We start from the raw sequence: 15457 nt of genomic DNA, 5'->3' as shown, positions 1-15457 counted from the left end.
CGCCTAGAGCGCTGCCAACTGGTCGAGCGTGACGATCCGCGCGATGCCGCCCAGGACCTCGATGGAGCGCCGGTGCTCCTCGTCGCTGGCCGCCGCGCAGGCCTCCTCCAACACCAGCACTTGGTAGTCGCGATCGTGCGCATCGCGCGCGGCGGCCTGCACAGCCCAGGTCGTACTGACACCGGCGAGCACCAGTCGCTCGATCCGCCTCGCCCGCAACACGGCCTCCAGGCGCGTGGCATAGAAGGCGCTGATGCGCGGCTTGAGCACTTCCATCTGCACGGCATCCCGCTTCAGGTCAGGATGAAATGCGCAACCGCGCCCGCAGAGGTCGAGAGCGCCGAGTGCCTGCGCGGCAGCGAAGATCGGCGAATGTTCCGGCAGGTCCGGATAGCCGGGCTCGAAGCCCACCCTCACCGCGATCCGCAGCCAGCCACGCTGCTCGGCGACGGCGAGAGCGCGGTTGAAACGCGCGACCACGCCACGCAAGGCGGCCTGTTCTGCACAGCGGGCAATCCTACCGTCGGGATGCATGATATCGACGATGTAGTCGAGACCGATCAGTGCTGTGTTCATCGGGAACTCCTCTTCCATCTGCCGGAACCCAAAGCCCTGGATTCAGGGCTCCTCGAATTGCGCCAGGCGTGTCAGCAACGGACCGGCCGCCGCCAGCAGGGCGCGCTCGCTCTCGTCGAGACAGGCGTGCATGGCACGCACCAGCCATTCTTCGCGCTTGGCGCGGTTGCCGTAGAGATTTCGCCGGCCCTCCGAGCTCAGCGACACGCGGGTTCTGCGCCCATCTTGCGGATCGGCGTGACGGACGATCAGCCCTCCGCGTTCCAGTTCGCGCAGCAGCGCGGCCAGATTCGACGAGCGCATCCGCTCGGCGGCGGCCAGCTCGGAAGGTGTGACGTCGCCGCCAAGGCGGTCGATCGCGCCAAGCACGACCAGTTGCGAGAATTGCACCGGATCGGCCTGCGCCTCGCGACGCAGGCGGCGGGTCAGGGTGGTGACCTGGCTGCGCAGATGCGCTGCCAGTTGGAGATCCTGGTTGGTGGGCATATTTATCTACATAATCATAGCTATATTTTCATAGCAAAATAACACATCCAACGCCGCCCGCCATGGGACCCGACCGACGGCACGACAGCTGAAATGAAAGAGCCCCGCACTAGGGCGGGGCTCTTGCTTGCCGTCAGGCCGCTCGCATCAGGGGATGCAGACACCGTGCTGGCTGCTCTGCGCCAGGTCCATCAGCTCGCGGTTGGCCACGGCGTACATGGCGTAGTCGGTACCCGACGCGGCACGCAGTTCGACCAGCATCGCCCGCCAGCGCTCGACCAGCGGCAGGTGCTGTTCCAGCCACAGGCCGACGCGAGCCTCGACCTCCTTCGGTCCGTCCTGCATCTGCAACACCGAGACGGTGATCGCCCGCTGCTGCCAGTCGAGGTCGTCGCGGAACGCCTCGCGGGCCAGCGCCTGCCAGTTGTTCTCCACCGGCAGGTTGGTGATCTGTTGCAGGTACCAGGTCAGGTCCAGCGCGCTGCCCACGGCGAAATAGGCCTTGGCCACTTCCGCGGTGTCCTGGCCGGTCACGTCGGACGCCTCGATGATCGGCAGCAGCGTGTACAAGTGGCTGGTACCGGCCACCATGCGTGCCAGCAGTTCCGGCACGCCAGCGTCGACGTAGGTCTGGTAGCGCGCCTGCCACAGCTCGCGGGTCGGCCCTTCGAGCAGCTCGTTGAGCTTCAGGCCGAGGGCGGCGATGCGCGGGCCGAAGTGGGCCACGTCGCGCGCCGCGTCCAGCTCGTTGCGGCGGCTGCGGAGGAACCAGCGGGTGGCGCGGCGACCGAGACGCATCAGTTCGTCCATCAGGGTCAGCTGGATATCAGCGGGCACCTGGTAGTCGAGGTTCTCGATCTGGCGGAACCAGTGCGGCAGGTGGAACACGTCGCGGACGATCACGTAGGCCCCGGCGACGTTGGCCGCGCTCATGCCGGTGGACTCCTTCAGGCGCTGCACGAAGGTGATGCCCATGTGGTTGACCAGGTCGTTGGCGATCTGCGTGCTGACGATCTCGCGCTTCAGGCGATGGCGGCGCATGGCGTCGCCGAACTTCTCCGCCAGCAATGCCGGGAAGGCGGTCTCCATGTCGCGGGTCAGGTAGTCGTCGTCCGGCACCAGCGATTTCAGCAGCGATTCCTTGAGGTCGATCTTGCTGTAGGAGATCAGCACCGACAGCTCGGCGCGGGTCAGCCCCTGGCCGGCACTGATGCGTTCCGCCAGCTCCTCGTCGGAAGGCAGGAACTCCAGGGCGCGATCGAGCTTGCCACGCGCCTCGAGGTCGCCCATCAGCCGCTTGTACTCGGCGATCCGCTCGCGGGCCCGACGTTGCGCCAGGGACAGCGCCTGGGTCTGCTTGTAGTTGTTGCCCAGCACCAGGGCGCCGACCGCGTCGGTCATCTTCACCAGCAGCGCGTTGCGCTGCTTCTCGGTCATGTCGCCGGCCTGCACCACTTCGTTGAGCAGGATCTTGATGTTGACCTCATGGTCGGAGCAGTCCACGCCACCGGCGTTGTCGATGAAGTCGGTGTTGTTGGCACCGCCGTGCAGGCCGAACTCGACCCGCGCCAGTTGGGTCATGCCCAGGTTGCCGCCCTCGCCCACCACCTTCGCGCGCAGCTCGCGACCGTCGACGCGCAGACCATCGTTGGCCTTGTCGCCGACATCGGCGTGGGTTTCCTTGCTCGACTTCACGTAAGTGCCGATCCCGCCGTTCCAGAGCAGGTCGACCGGCGCCTTGAGCAGCGCATGGATCAGCTCGGTGGGCGCCAGCCTGTCGGCCTGGATGTCGAAGCGCGCCTTCATTTCCGGGGTGATGGCGATGCTCTTGGCGCTGCGCAGGAAGATCCCGCCGCCGGCGGAGATCAGCTTGGCGTCGTAGTCGGCCCAGCTCGAACGCGGCAGGTTGAACAGGCGCTGGCGCTCGACGAAGCTGCTGGCGGCGTCCGGGTTCGGGTCGATGAAGATATGCATGTGGTTGAAGGCGGCCACCAGTTGCAGCTTGTCCGACATCAGCAGGCCGTTGCCGAACACGTCGCCGGCCATGTCGCCGATGCCGATGACGCTGATGTTGTCCTTCTGCACGTCGATGCCGCGCTCGCGGAAGTGCCGTTGCACGCTGACCCAGGCGCCCTTGGCGGTAATCCCCATGCCCTTGTGGTCGTAGCCGGCGGAGCCGCCCGAGGCGAAGGCGTCGCCGAGCCAGAAGCCGTACTCGGCGGCGATGCCGTTGGCGATGTCGGAGAAGGTCGCCGTGCCCTTGTCCGCGGCGACCACCAGGTAGGGATCGTCCTCGTCGTGGCGGACCACGTTGGCCGGCGGCACCACTTCGCCTTCCTTGAGGTTGTCGGTGATATCGAGCAGGCCGGAAATGAAGATCCGGTAGCAGGCGATCGCCTCGGCCTGGATCTCGTCGCGGCTACCGCCAAGCGGCAGGCGGCGCGGGACGAAGCCGCCCTTGGCGCCGACCGGCACGATCACCGCGTTCTTCACCTGCTGGGCCTTGACCAGGCCGAGCACCTCGGTGCGGAAGTCTTCCTCGCGGTCCGACCAGCGCAAGCCGCCGCGAGCCACCTTGCCGCCGCGCAGGTGCACGCCCTCGACACGCGGCGAGTAGACGAAGATCTCGTACTTGGGCACCGGCCTGGGCAGCTCCGGGATGGCCTTCGGGTTGAACTTGAAGCTGAAGTAGCTCTTGTTCTGGCCGTTGCCGTCGGGCTGGTAGAAGTTGGTCCGCAGGGTCGCCTTGATCAGGTCGAGGTAGCGCCGCAGGATGCGGTCCTCGTTGAGCACCTGGACTTCGTCGAGGGCACCGAGGATCGCCTGCTCCAGCTTCTGTTGCTTGTCTTCCAGGTCTTCCGCGGTGAGTTTGCGCGCCAGGTAGAAGCGGGTCTTGAACAGCCGCACCAGCTCGCGGGCGATGTCGGTGTGGGCATTCAGCGCACTGGCGATGTAGCCGAGGTCGAAGCCCAGGCGGATCTGCTTCAGGTAACGCGCGTAGGCACGCAGCAGGGCGACGTCGCGCCACGGCAGGTTGGCGGTCAGCACCAGGCGGTTGAAGGCGTCGTTCTCGGCATCGCCGCTGACGATGTGGACGAAGGCGTCCTGGAGGATCTCGTTGAGCTGCTGGATGTCCACGTCCAGCCCTTCGGCGTAGGTGAAGGCGAAGTCGTGGATCCAGTATTCACGGCCGTTCTGGTGGCGCAGGCGGTAGGGGAATTCGCCGAGCACGCGCAGGCCGAGGTTCTCCAGGATCGGCAGGACGTCGGACAGGGCCAGCGGGGTGTCGGCGTGGTACAGCTTGCAGTGCAGTTGCTGCTCGCCCTGCGCCAGCGGCTGGTAGAAACTCATCACCAGCGGGCGCTGCTCGGAGAGGCTGAGCAGGTGCTGCAGGTCGACCACCGCGAAGTGCGGGGCGAAGCGCTCGCGATAGCCGGCCGGGAAGCCTTTCGGGAAGTCGGCCAGGACGTTGGTGCCCTTGGCCTCGCCGAGGTTTTCCACCACCAGGCTGCTGTAGTCGTCCTGCCAGGAACGGCAGGCCTGGATCACTTCTTCCTCCAGGCGCGCCGGGTCGATGTCGATGCGCGACTTCGGGTCGACGCGGAGGATGAACTGCACGCGGGCCAGCACCGACTCGGAGAAGAAGGTCCAGAACTCGCAGTCGCTCGCCTGCAGGCGCTCCATCAGGACCTGCTGGATCTTCAGGCGCGTCTCGGTGGAATACACGTCGCGCGGCACGTAGGCCAGGCAGTAGCAGAAGCGACCGTAGGGGTCCTTGCGCAGGAACACGCGGATCTTGTTGCGCTCCTGGATGCGGACGATCGCCAGGGCGGTGCTGAACAGCTCGTCCACCGGGGTCTGGAACAGGTCGTCGCGCGGCAGTACTTCCAGCACCTGGGCCAGTTCCTTGCCGAGGTGGGCCTTGGTGTCGAAACCGGAGCGCCGCATCACTTCGGCGACCTTGCCGCGGATGAAGGGGATGTCGTTGACGCTCTCGTTGTACACCGAGGAGGTGAACAGGCCCATGAAGCGGCACTCGCGGATCACCCGGCCCTTGCCGTCCAGCTCGCGGATCGACACGTAGTCCGGGTAGGCCGGGCGGTGCACACGGCTCGGATGGGCAGCCTTGGCGAAGGACAGCAGGACCGGTTCGCGCAGGTAGGCGACGGCATAGTCCTCGATGTGCAGGTCATCCTTGCTCAGGCCGGCACGCAGCAGACGGGTCAGGCCGAGGAAGGATTTCTCATCGTAGACCATGCGCCCGCCGTCGGCCTCGTCGGCGACGCTGAATTCCTCGTAGCCGAGGAAGGTGAAGTGGTTGTCCAGCAGCCATTCGAGATAGCTGCGTACTTCCTTCAGTTCCTCCGCCGGCACCTTCAGCTTGGCCTTGCCAAGCCAGGTCAGCAGTTCGCGGGCCTTGGCCTTCATCGGTTCGAAGTCGGCGACGGTCACGCGTACTTCACCGAGCACTTCCAGGATGGCCTTCTCCAGCGCCCGCAGTTCGCCGGCGTGGGCGCAACGGTCGATCTCCAGGTACATCAGCGATTCCTGGCTGACGTCCTTGCCCTGGCTACCCTTGGGCAGGATTTCCTTCAGCTCGCCCTTGGCCGAGCGGCGCACGCTGAGGACGTTGGTCTGCAGGGTATGGATGCTGTAGCCGCGGCGGTTCAGTTCCATGCGCACCGAGTCGACCAGGAACGGCAGGTCCGGGTGCAGCACTTCTACCGCGGTGTGGGTGGATTGCCAGCCGTGCTTCTCGTAGTCGGGGTTGTATACGCGGACTTCGGGCTGGTCGCGGTCGAAGCGCTCCAGCAGGCGCCAGGCGGAAAGGGTGCAACCGACCAGGTCGGAAAGCCGACGCTGGGTCAGTTCATCGAGGGAGATCAGGCTGAAGAACTGTTCGGCGAACAGCGTGACTTGTGGTAACGCCTTGTCGCCGAGGTGCTGCGCCAGTGCCGTCTGCAGTTGATGCTGGAAATCGGCTTTGCTGGCCGCGGTGAAGAACGCCATGGTTGTACTCCGCTTGGCTTGTTATTTCATGGAGGCGAGCGGTTCGCGGGAAAGGTCGCGAGCAACGCACCTTCGGACCGACCCTCGCTGCGTCCATGAAGTTCAGCAGAAGCTGAGCATTAATCCAGGCAGGCAGGCGCACAGCAAAGGCTGACCGGGAACCGCCCTTTTCGGCGAGCGACCCGCCGGTCATATCCGACAGAGCTTAACGAGCCGGCAAGGCAAAACACTTACCGTGCTGCGACATATTCGTTCACCCCGGGAGCATCGGCTCACTGCACCGGCAGGAAATGCATGAACAGCAGTCCCTGGGCGTAGTTCACGCTGATCCGCCGGTAGCGTTCGCCGAGCACCTCGGCGAGCAGGTCCAGGCGCGCGACGATCTTGGCGAACTCGCGGGCGTAGCTGAGGTTGCTGGCGTCGTCGGTGAGGGCGTTGGAAAGCAGCAACGGGGCACCCTTGTCGTCCTTGCGGGTAGCCAGCATCCAGGTGGCGACCTCGACGTTGCGCGCGGCGTTGTAGACGTACTGCGCGTCGATCCCCTGGTAGACGTAGAACTCGGTGCGCCCGCCATGGGCGGTGATCAGCATGCTGGCCAGGGAGTATATGAAGGCACCGACGCGGTCGCCCTTGAACGCCGGATCGAGGGAGTAGGACAGTGCGGCGATGTCGCGGCGGCCGCCCAGGTCGCTGAGTTCGCGGTTCTGCTCGATGGCCCGGCGGATCGCCAGCTCGGCGTCGGCCTGGCTCGGCAGGCCGGTCTTCTTCCATTCGGCGGGATTGCGCTTGTACAGCTTCCAGAGCAACTGGTAGAGGCTTTGCAGGTTGTCGCGCATGGCCAGGGTGGCCATGCGATCGGCATCGGTCTGGAGGAATTCGCCGGCGCGCATCGAACCCTGGCTGGTGTCCTCGCCGGCGGCGTTGCGCGGCGCGTTCGAACATCCGCTGGCGAGCGCGCCGAGCAGCAACAGCAGCCCACCGACCCAGCGCCGCCACCCACGCCGGGCGCGGCCCCCCCCCTTGCGCCGGGCAAGCCCCGGCAATGTCGCTCCTGACAAACGCTCTGTCCATTCGCTGTTCGCATCGCGGAAACCGACCCGCCTGAGCCGGCGAAGTTCCCCGGGCGCGTCGATCCGCCGCGCTTCGCGAGGCAGGTCACGGCGAGAGGCGGAGGCTTTTCACCGGCATACCCGCGCGGGTTCACGAATAGGCGCGGCACGAGCGTCGGAGAGTACGCTAGGCAGTCGCCGTGCGCTAACATGTGCGGGATCGGGGGGCGTCATCCGCCGCAGAGCGGAGCCTTCTCCCCGCCCGCGCGCGCCGGCCTCGCCGTGCGCCACCGAGCGACACCCCAGCAGGCCTTGGAACCGGTAGTCCAGACAATGAGCAACGAGCCAGAAAGCACGCAGCACAAGAGCGCCCTGCAGGGACTGAAGGGCTACCTGTCGAGCCAGATCCTCGGCCAGGAAAAACTCGTCGACCGCCTGCTGATCGCGCTGCTAGCCGACGGCCACCTGCTGGTGGAAGGCGCGCCGGGACTGGCCAAGACCAAGGCCATCAAGGACCTCGCCGAAGGCCTCGAAGCCGAGTTCCACCGTATCCAGTTCACTCCCGACCTGCTCCCCGCCGACATCACCGGCACCGAGATCTACCGTCCGGAGACCGGCACCTTCGTGTTCCAGCAAGGCCCGATCTTCCATCACCTGGTGCTGGCCGACGAGATCAACCGCGCCCCGGCCAAGGTGCAGTCGGCGCTGCTCGAAGCCATGGCCGAGCGCCAGGTTTCGGTCGGCCGCAGCACCTACGACCTGCCACAGCTGTTCCTGGTGATGGCGACACAGAACCCGATCGAGCAGGAAGGTACCTACCCGTTGCCGGAAGCCCAGCTCGACCGCTTCCTCATGCACGTCAAGATCGGCTACCCGGAGGCCTCGGTGGAACGCCGCATCCTCCAGCAGGCGCGTGGCGAGGCACTGAACGGCGAGGCCCGGCCGGAGCGCCGGGTGACCCAGGAAACCATCTTCGCCGCGCGCCAGGAAATCCTCGGCCTGTACATGGCCGACGCGGTGGAGGAATACCTGGTGCAACTGATCATGGCCACCCGCACCCCGGCCAAGCACGACGCGGAACTCGCCGAATGGATCTCCTACGGCGCCAGCCCGCGCGGCTCCATCGCCCTCGACCGCTGCGCGCGCGCCCACGCCTGGCTGGCCGGACGCGACTTCGTCAGCCCCGAGGACATCCAGGCGGTGCTGTTCGACGTGCTGCGCCATCGCCTGATCCTGACCTTCGAGGCGGAAGCCGCCGGCATCGACCAGGACCGGGTCGTGCAGCGCATCCTCGACGTGGTCGCCGTGGCCTGAGGCCGCCGCCATGCTGAGCGCCGCCCCGGGCGTCGAACTGGGCCTCGACGAGCTTCTGGAAATGCGCCACCGGCTCCACGAAGCGCGCCTGTTCTCCTCGCAGAACCGCCGCAGCCCGTTGGTCGGCCTGCATCACTCGCGCCTGCGCGGACGCGGCGTGGACTTCGACCAGGTGCGCATCTACCAGCCCGGCGACGACGTACGGACCATCGACTGGCGCGTCACCGCGCGCACCCGCGAGCCGCACACCAAGCTGTTCCACGAGGAACGCGAGCGACCGGTGTTCGTCCTGGTCGAACAGAGCCAGCGCCTGTTCTTCGGCTCCGGCCTGTGCTTCAAGGCGGTGCTGGCGGCACGCGCGGCGGCCTTCATCGGCTGGTCGGCGCTGGCCCACAACGACCGTATCGGCGGCCTGGTATTCAGCGACCGCGACTGCCACGAAATCAAGCCGCGACGCAGCAAGCACAGCCTGCTGCAACTGTTCAACCAGCTATTGCGGGCCAATCGCGAGCTGCGCGAGACGCCGGCCGAGCGGCCTGGCGAACTGTTCGGCCTGGCCCTGCGCCGCGCCCGCGAAGTGCTGCGCCCGGGCAGCCTGATCCTGGTACTGTGCGACGAGCGCACACTCAATGACGTCGCCGAGCAGCAACTCAGCCTGATCGCACGCCATACCGACCTGGTGCTGCTGCCACTGTCCGACCCGCTCGACCATGCCCTTCCCGCCGCCGGACTGCTGCGCTTCCGCGAAGGCGCCGCCGACCTCGAACTGGACACCCACGCCGACGAGCTGCGCCAGGCCTATCGCGAACAGGCCGAGGCGCGCCGCGCGCGCTGGCAGCGGCTGGCCCAGCGACTGGGCGTGCCGCTGCTGCCGCTGTCGACCCAGGAAGACCTGGTGGAGCAGTTGCGGGACCTGCTGGAACAACACCAGCCGGGGTATCGCGCATGAATCCGCTCGACCGGCTGGAACCGCTGATCGCTCCCCTGCCCGTCGGCTGGTGGCCGCCAGCGCCCGGCTGGTGGCTGCTGGCCGCCCTGCTGCCGTTGCTCGGCTGGGGGCTCTGGCGACTGCGCCGGCACCTGCCGCGGCGCACCATCGCCACCCGCGGCGAAGCGCCGCTGGATCCGCTGCGCGAAGCGGCCCTGGCCGAACTGGCCGCGCTTGCCAAGCCCTACGGCAGGGCTTCCGCCGGGCCCTGGCTGCAGGCCATCAACGGCCTGCTCAAGCGGGTCTGCAGGGCGCGCTGGCCAGATAGCGGCAGCCACGCCCTCAGCGGCCGCGCCTGGCTGGCGTTCCTCGACAACCGTTGCCCGGCCGCCGGCCTGACCCGCTGGATGATCCTGGTGGAAGGCGGCTACCGCGCCGACTGCACCCTCGACGACAAGGCCGTGGACGGCCTCGACGCCGCCGTCGCCACCTGGATTCGCAAGCATGTTTGAGTTCGCCTGGCCCTGGGTCTTCGCCCTCGCCCCGTTGCCCTGGCTGCTGCGTCTGGTGCTGCCGGCCGCCGACAGCGGCGAGGCGGCGCTCAAGGTGAGCTTCCTCGACGAACTCGAAAGCCTCGCCGGGCGTCGTGCCCGCGCACGCCTGCCGGCCTGGCGGCAGCAGGTGCGCTTCGCCCTGCTCTGGTTCCTCCTGCTGCTCGCCGCGGCCCGCCCGCAGTGGGTCGGCGACCCCCTGCCGCTACCCGCCAGCGGCCGCGACCTGCTGCTCGCGGTGGATGTCTCCGGTTCCATGGACTACCGCGACATGCGCTGGCAGGACGACGAGATCAGCCGCCTGGAACTGATCAAGAAACTCTTCGGCGACTTCATCGAAGACCGTCGTGGCGACCGCGTCGGCCTGATCCTGTTCGGCAGCCAGGCCTACCTGCAGGCGCCGCTGACCTTCGACCGGCACACCGTGCGGGTCTGGCTGGACGAGGCGCAGATCGGCATCGCCGGCAAGAACACGGCGATCGGCGACGCCATCGGCCTGGCGGTCAAGCGCCTGCGCCAGCGGCCTGCGGAAAGCCGGGTGCTGGTGCTGATCACCGACGGCGCCAACACCGGCGGACAGATAGCCCCGCAGATCGCCGCGCAACTGGCCGCCGAGCAACAGGTGAAGATCTACACCATCGGCATCGGCGCCGACCCGCAGCAAGGCGGCGTGCCCGGCCTGTTCGGCTTCAACCCGGGGCTCGATCTCGACGAGCCGACCCTGCGCGGTATCGCCGAGAGCACTGGCGGCGAATACTTCCGCGCGCGATCCAGCGCCGAGCTGGAAAGCATTTCCGCGACCCTCGACCGCCTCGAACCGGTCGCCCAGCAGACTACCCGGGCGCGCCCGGCCCTGGCGCTGTACAGTTGGCCGCTGGCCGCCGCCCTCGGCCTGAGTGTGCTGCTGGTGGCGCTGGAACTCTGGCCACGGGAAAACCGGACCTGGCCGCGCCGCCGTTCCGGGAGGCAACCATGAACCTGTTGCTGGATGCCTGGCCGCACTGGCTGCGCCCCTACTGGCTGCTGCTGGCGCCGCTGCTTGGCTGGTTGCTGTGGAAGCTGCTGCATCGCCAGCGTCGTGCCGGACGCTGGCAATTGCTGTTGCCGACGGCCTTCCAGCCCTGGCTGCTGGTCGGCGGCGCCGGGCGGCAGAACCGCATGCCCTGGATCTGCCTCGGCATCGCCTGGCTGCTGGCCCTGCTGGCCTTGCTCGGGCCCAGTTGGCAGCAACTGGAACAGCCCTCGATGAAGCGTAGCGACCCGCTGGTGGCGATCCTCCAGCTGACTCCCGGGATGCTTGCCGGCGACCTGTCGCCGACCCGCCTGGAGCAGGCCCGGCGCAAGCTGCTCGACCTGCTTCGCACGCGCAACGACGCGCAGACCGCGATCGTCGTCTACGCCGGCAGCGCGCATACCCTGGTGCCGCTGTCGGACGACCAGCTCACCGCGCGCAACCTGCTCGACGCCCTGAAACCTTCGATCATGCCCGAGCCCGGCCAGCGCGCCGACCTCGCCGTGCGCCAGGCCCTCGACCTGCTGGAACAGGGCGCCCAGGGCCGCGGCCGCCTGCTGCTGCTGACCAGCGAGCTGAGCGAACCCGAGCGCCAGGGCATCCGCAGCGCCCTCGAGCACCGGGTGGCGCGCCTCGCCGTGCTCGGCGTCGGCACGCCGAAGGGCGCTCCGGTGCAGCAGGAGGATGGCAGCTTCCTCAAGGACGACCAGGGCGGCATCCTCCTGCCCAGGCTCGACGAAAGCGGGCTGCGCCGCTTCGCCGCGGAGATCGGCGCCGGCTACCAGCGCCTGCGGCCGAACGACCGCGACCTCGACAGCCTCGGCCTGCTGGCCCGCGGCGGCACGCTGGAGGAAGATCGCGAGAACGCCCTGCTGCGCCTGCAGCGCTGGGCCGACCAGGGTTACTGGCTGCTCCTGCCGCTGCTCCTGCTGGCCGCCTGTGCCGGACGGCGCGGCTGGCTGTTCTGCCTGCCGCTGTTGATGCTGAGCCTGCCGCAACCGGCCATGGCCTTCCAGTTCGAAGACCTCTGGCTGCGTCCGGACCAGCAAGGCCAGCGCCTGTTGCAACGGGGCCAGGCGGACGAGGCGGCGAAGCGCTTCGAGGACTTCCGCTGGAAAGGCCTGTCGCTCTACCAGGCCCGCGACTACGCCGCCGCGGCCCAGGCCTTCGCCCAAGGCGACCAGGCCGACGATCACTACAACCGTGGCAACGCCCTGGCCCGCCAGGGCGAACTGGAAGCCGCCGTCGACGCCTACGAACAAGCCCTGGAGCGCCAGCCGCAACTGGTCGCCGCGCAACGCAACAAGGCCCTGGTCGAGGAACTGCTGCGCCAACGCCAGGAACAGGCGGCGCAGCAGCAGGCCGGCGAGAACAAGGAACAGCGCCAGGAAGCGAGCCAGCAGAGCCCGCCATCCGGAAGCAGCCAGCGGCCGCCGCGCGACGCGGCGACCGTCGATGCGCAGAAGGCCCAGGCCGCGGCGCCCTCGACCAGCCTGCCGGAAGACGAAGGCGAGAAGACCGCCGGAGCACCCGGCCAAGCGCAGCCGCAGCCCAACGCCGAGGACGAGCGGACGGGCGACGAGGAAGCCGACGACGGACTCGACGACGAACGTCGCCAGGCCCTCGAGCAATGGCTGCGACAGATTCCCGACGATCCCGCCGAATTGCTGCGGCGCAAGTTCTGGTACCAACAGCAGCAACGCCAGGAAGCCACGCCATGATCCGCCTGTTCTGCAGCCTGCTTCTCGCGCTCCTCTGCGTTTCCGCCCATGCCAGCTTCAGCGCCAGCGTCGACCGCGCCCGCCTGACCGAAGGGGAAAGCGTCGAACTGACGCTGGAATCGGACGACCCGACCCTCTTCGGCAAACCCGACCTGAGCCCGCTGGACGCCCTCTTCGAGGTCCTCGGCACGCGCCAGGTCAACCGTCTCGCCACGCAGAACGGCCGGGCCCAGGCCACCACCCGCTGGATCGTCACCCTCCTGCCGAAGCAGAGCGGCTACGTGGCGATCCCGCCGATCAGCCTCGGCGCCAGCAGCACCCAGCCGATCAGGCTGCACGTACTGGAGGCGCGCGACCGCGCCAAGAGCAGCAAGCTGGCGCCGGTCTTCATCGATGCCAGCGTCGACCAGGAGACAGTCTACGTGCAGGCCCAGGCGATCCTCACCCTGCGCATCTACCACTCGGTGTCGCTATACGACGACAGCAGCCTGACCCCGCTGGCGATGAACGACGCGAAGGTCGAACAGCTCGGCGAGGCGCGCACCTACGAGAAGGAGATCAACGGCATCCGCCACGGCGTGATCGAGGTGCGCTACGCGATCTTCCCGCAGAAGAGCGGCACCCTGGAGATTCCTGCGCAAGCCTTCAGTGCGACCCTGGTCGACCGTGGCAGCGACGACTACAACCCCTTCGGCCCGCGCCCCGGCCGGCAGATGCGGGTGACTTCGCCGAGCATCCCGCTGCAGGTCCGGCCCAAGCCCGCCGACTATCCGGCCGACGCGCCCTGGATGCCGGCCCGCGCGCTGAGCATCAGCGAAAGCTGGAGCCCGCAGCCGGAGCAGGCACAGGTCGGCGAATCGCTGACGCGCAACGTGCTGCTGAAGGTCGAGGGGCTTTCCGGCACCCAGCTTCCGCCGTTGCCGCTGCCCGACGTGCAAGGCCTGCGGCGCTACCCGGACCAACCGCAACTGGCCGACCAGAGCACCGACCAGGGCCTCATCGGCAGTCGCGAGGAGCGCGAGGCGCTGGTGCCCGAGCAGGCCGGGCGCATCGAGTTGCCGGCGCTCGAAGTGGTCTGGTGGAACACCCGCGAAGACCGCCTGGAGCGCACCAGCCTGCCACCGCGCACCCTGGAAGTGGCCGCCGCGCCGCAGGCCGAGGCGGAGCCGCCGGCGGCGGCGCTGCCGCTCGGCGAACGCCTGGAGCCGACGCTCTGGCCCTGGCAACTGGCTACCGCCGTGCTGGCCCTGACCACCCTGCTCGGCTTCGGCCTCTGGTGGCGCGCCCGCCAGCTGCCGGCGGTGATCCGCGCCGCGGCCAACGGCCCGAGCAGCCGCAGCCTGCTCGACGAGCTGCGCCGCGCCTGCCTGGCCAACGATCCCCAGGCGACCCGCCAGGCCCTGGACGCCTGGGCCCGTCAGCAACCCGATACCCTGGCCGACATGGCGGCCCGCTTCGTACCGCTGTCCGACGCCCTGGATGGCCTCAACGGCGCGCTGTACAGCGAGAGCGGCCATTCCTGGCAGGGCGAGGACCTGTGGCGGGCGATCCGCGCCCTGCCCACCACGGAACAAGCGCCGGCGGGAGCGGTCGACAATGGCGGCCTGCCACCGCTCTATCCGCGCTGAACGGCGCTATGGTTAGGACTGGCACGACATTCCGATTCCGCAAGAGGGCCCGCATGCGCTTCCGTACCCTGTACCTCGTCCTGTGCGGCCTGCTCCTGGGCCACGCCGCGACGGCCGCCGAACCGCCGACCGCGCCCACGCCGCCGACGCAGCCGGCCGAAGGGCCGGGCGGCGCGGACTATCGCCATGCCAGCGTGCATCAGTGGCACTTCGGCGAAGGCGCTCGCGAATACTGGGTGTTCACCCCCGAGCAACCGGTCCCCGGCAACGCTCCGCTGGTGATCTTCCTGCACGGCTGGAGCGTGATGCAGCCGGACCTCTACCGCGCCTGGATCGACCATATCGTCCGCCGCGGCATGGTGGTGGTCTACCCGCGCTACCAGCCGGACCTGAAGACGCCCAACGCAGACTTCCTCGACAATGCCGCCGGCGCCCTCGGCGACGCCCTCAGGCGCCTGCAGGCCGGCGAGCTGGGGGTGCGCCCGCGGCTGAACCAGGTCGCCTACCTCGGCCACTCCGCCGGCGGACTGCTCGCCGCCAACCTGGCGGCCGCCAGCGAACGCCTGAAGCTGCCGGCGGCGAAGGCGCTGATGGTGGTCGAGCCCGGCAAGAGCCAGGGCAAGCGCTGGGACGGCGTGGCCCAGGAACGCCTGTCGGGGCTGGCCAAGGGCACCCTGCTGCTGGCGGTCTGCGGCGACGAGGACAGCCACGTGGCCTGCACCGACGCCAAGCGCATCTACCGCCAGAGCCGGCACATTCCGCCCAGCGACAAGAACCTGCTGTTGCTGCGCAGCGATCGCCACGGCGCTCCGCCGCTGTTGGCCAACCACGCGGCGCCCACCGCGCCGGTATTCGGCCCGCAGTATCCGAAGGAAGAAGACAGCGACTGGTTGCTCGACCGCGTCGAGAAGCGCCTCGAAGTGCAGCAGGCCGAAGGCCGCTATACCGGCCACGACCCGCTGGTGATCGACGCCCTCGACTGGTACGGCACCTGGAAGCTGTTCGATGGCCTCACCGACGCGGCGTTCTACAACCGCAACCGCCAGTACGCCCTGGGCGCTACGCCGGAGCAGACCGGCATGGGCCAGTGGAGCGACGGCACCCCGGTGAAGCCGATCAAGGTGCTCAAGTAGGCGCGGGCAACGCCCGCGGCGAACCAGGCACAGCGTCCCATCCGTCATG

At 68.3% G+C, this 15457-nt stretch carries 11 protein-coding genes; 7 read left to right on the top strand and 4 right to left on the bottom strand.

Features of this window, described 5'->3' with window-relative positions:
* Positions 1-3 precede the first annotated feature (3 nt).
* The 4 genes from ACI766_RS09570 to ACI766_RS09555 all read right to left on the bottom strand — a co-directional run bounded on the left by ACI766_RS09570 (position 4) and on the right by ACI766_RS09555 (position 7115).
* Positions 4-576, bottom strand: a complete 573-nt coding sequence (locus ACI766_RS09570) for an isochorismatase family cysteine hydrolase (RefSeq protein WP_003103486.1) — start codon at positions 574-576, stop codon at positions 4-6.
* Between the two features lie 42 nt (positions 577-618).
* Complete coding sequence (locus tag ACI766_RS09565) at positions 619-1062, bottom strand: MarR family winged helix-turn-helix transcriptional regulator (RefSeq protein WP_003109601.1); 444 nt, start codon at positions 1060-1062, stop codon at positions 619-621.
* A 147-nt stretch (positions 1063-1209) separates the two neighbouring features.
* Complete coding sequence (gene gdhB, locus ACI766_RS09560; RefSeq protein WP_003103491.1) at positions 1210-6072, bottom strand: NAD-glutamate dehydrogenase GdhB; 4863 nt, start codon at positions 6070-6072, stop codon at positions 1210-1212.
* A 272-nt stretch (positions 6073-6344) separates the two neighbouring features.
* On the bottom strand, positions 6345-7115 hold the full coding sequence (locus ACI766_RS09555) for a hypothetical protein (RefSeq protein WP_023087158.1): 771 nt from the start codon (positions 7113-7115) through the stop codon (positions 6345-6347).
* A gap of 339 nt (positions 7116-7454) precedes the next feature.
* Between ACI766_RS09555 and ACI766_RS09550 the strand changes: the two genes are divergently transcribed.
* The 7 genes from ACI766_RS09550 to ACI766_RS09520 are packed head-to-tail and all read left to right on the top strand — an operon-like array spanning position 7455 to position 15408.
* Entirely contained in the window at positions 7455-8435 is a 981-nt protein-coding gene (locus ACI766_RS09550; RefSeq protein ID WP_003103494.1) for an AAA family ATPase, read from the top strand.
* A 10-nt stretch (positions 8436-8445) separates the two neighbouring features.
* On the top strand, positions 8446-9384 hold the full coding sequence (locus ACI766_RS09545; protein WP_003116458.1) for a DUF58 domain-containing protein: 939 nt from the start codon (positions 8446-8448) through the stop codon (positions 9382-9384).
* On the top strand, positions 9381-9875 hold the full coding sequence (locus ACI766_RS09540; protein ID WP_003113947.1) for a DUF4381 domain-containing protein: 495 nt from the start codon (positions 9381-9383) through the stop codon (positions 9873-9875). The genes ACI766_RS09545 and ACI766_RS09540 overlap by 4 nt, the downstream gene beginning before the upstream one ends.
* Positions 9868-10890 carry a vWA domain-containing protein gene (locus tag ACI766_RS09535; protein WP_004350938.1) on the top strand — a complete coding sequence of 341 codons (1023 nt, stop codon included), beginning with the start codon at positions 9868-9870 and terminating at the stop codon, positions 10888-10890. The genes ACI766_RS09540 and ACI766_RS09535 overlap by 8 nt, the downstream gene beginning before the upstream one ends.
* A complete protein-coding gene (locus tag ACI766_RS09530) occupies positions 10887-12647 on the top strand; it encodes a VWA domain-containing protein (protein ID WP_058877039.1) in 1761 nt (586 codons plus the stop codon). The genes ACI766_RS09535 and ACI766_RS09530 overlap by 4 nt, the downstream gene beginning before the upstream one ends.
* Positions 12644-14275: a BatD family protein gene (locus tag ACI766_RS09525; protein ID WP_003113945.1), complete on the top strand. Its 1632-nt coding sequence runs from the start codon at positions 12644-12646 to the stop codon at positions 14273-14275. Before ACI766_RS09530 ends, ACI766_RS09525 begins: the two co-directional genes overlap by 4 nt.
* Before the next feature lie 53 nt (positions 14276-14328).
* Positions 14329-15408 carry a chlorophyllase/cutinase-like alpha/beta fold protein gene (locus ACI766_RS09520; RefSeq protein WP_003105002.1) on the top strand — a complete coding sequence of 360 codons (1080 nt, stop codon included), beginning with the start codon at positions 14329-14331 and terminating at the stop codon, positions 15406-15408.
* The last annotated feature ends 49 nt before the right edge of the window (positions 15409-15457 follow it).

This window comes from Pseudomonas sp. DL (genome assembly GCF_047199225.1).
Taxonomy (GTDB): domain Bacteria; phylum Pseudomonadota; class Gammaproteobacteria; order Pseudomonadales; family Pseudomonadaceae; genus Pseudomonas; species Pseudomonas aeruginosa.
The sequence above is the reverse complement of the archived record's forward strand: the minus strand, read 5'-3'. Positions and strand labels throughout refer to the sequence as shown.

What these genes read in the sequence shown, in the direction of transcription:
- ACI766_RS09570 (WP_003103486.1), bottom strand. Translation starts at nt 576, where the DNA reads ATGAACACAGCACTGATCGGTCTCGACTACATCGTCGATATCATGCAT.
- ACI766_RS09565 (WP_003109601.1), bottom strand. Translation starts at nt 1,062, where the DNA reads ATGCCCACCAACCAGGATCTCCAACTGGCAGCGCATCTGCGCAGCCAG.
- gdhB (WP_003103491.1), bottom strand. Translation starts at nt 6,072, where the DNA reads ATGGCGTTCTTCACCGCGGCCAGCAAAGCCGATTTCCAGCATCAACTG.
- ACI766_RS09550 (WP_003103494.1), top strand. Translation starts at nt 7,455, where the DNA reads ATGAGCAACGAGCCAGAAAGCACGCAGCACAAGAGCGCCCTGCAGGGA.
- ACI766_RS09545 (WP_003116458.1), top strand. Translation starts at nt 8,446, where the DNA reads ATGCTGAGCGCCGCCCCGGGCGTCGAACTGGGCCTCGACGAGCTTCTG.
- ACI766_RS09540 (WP_003113947.1), top strand. Translation starts at nt 9,381, where the DNA reads ATGAATCCGCTCGACCGGCTGGAACCGCTGATCGCTCCCCTGCCCGTC.
- ACI766_RS09535 (WP_004350938.1), top strand. Translation starts at nt 9,868, where the DNA reads ATGTTTGAGTTCGCCTGGCCCTGGGTCTTCGCCCTCGCCCCGTTGCCC.
- ACI766_RS09530 (WP_058877039.1), top strand. Translation starts at nt 10,887, where the DNA reads ATGAACCTGTTGCTGGATGCCTGGCCGCACTGGCTGCGCCCCTACTGG.
- ACI766_RS09525 (WP_003113945.1), top strand. Translation starts at nt 12,644, where the DNA reads ATGATCCGCCTGTTCTGCAGCCTGCTTCTCGCGCTCCTCTGCGTTTCC.
- ACI766_RS09520 (WP_003105002.1), top strand. Translation starts at nt 14,329, where the DNA reads ATGCGCTTCCGTACCCTGTACCTCGTCCTGTGCGGCCTGCTCCTGGGC.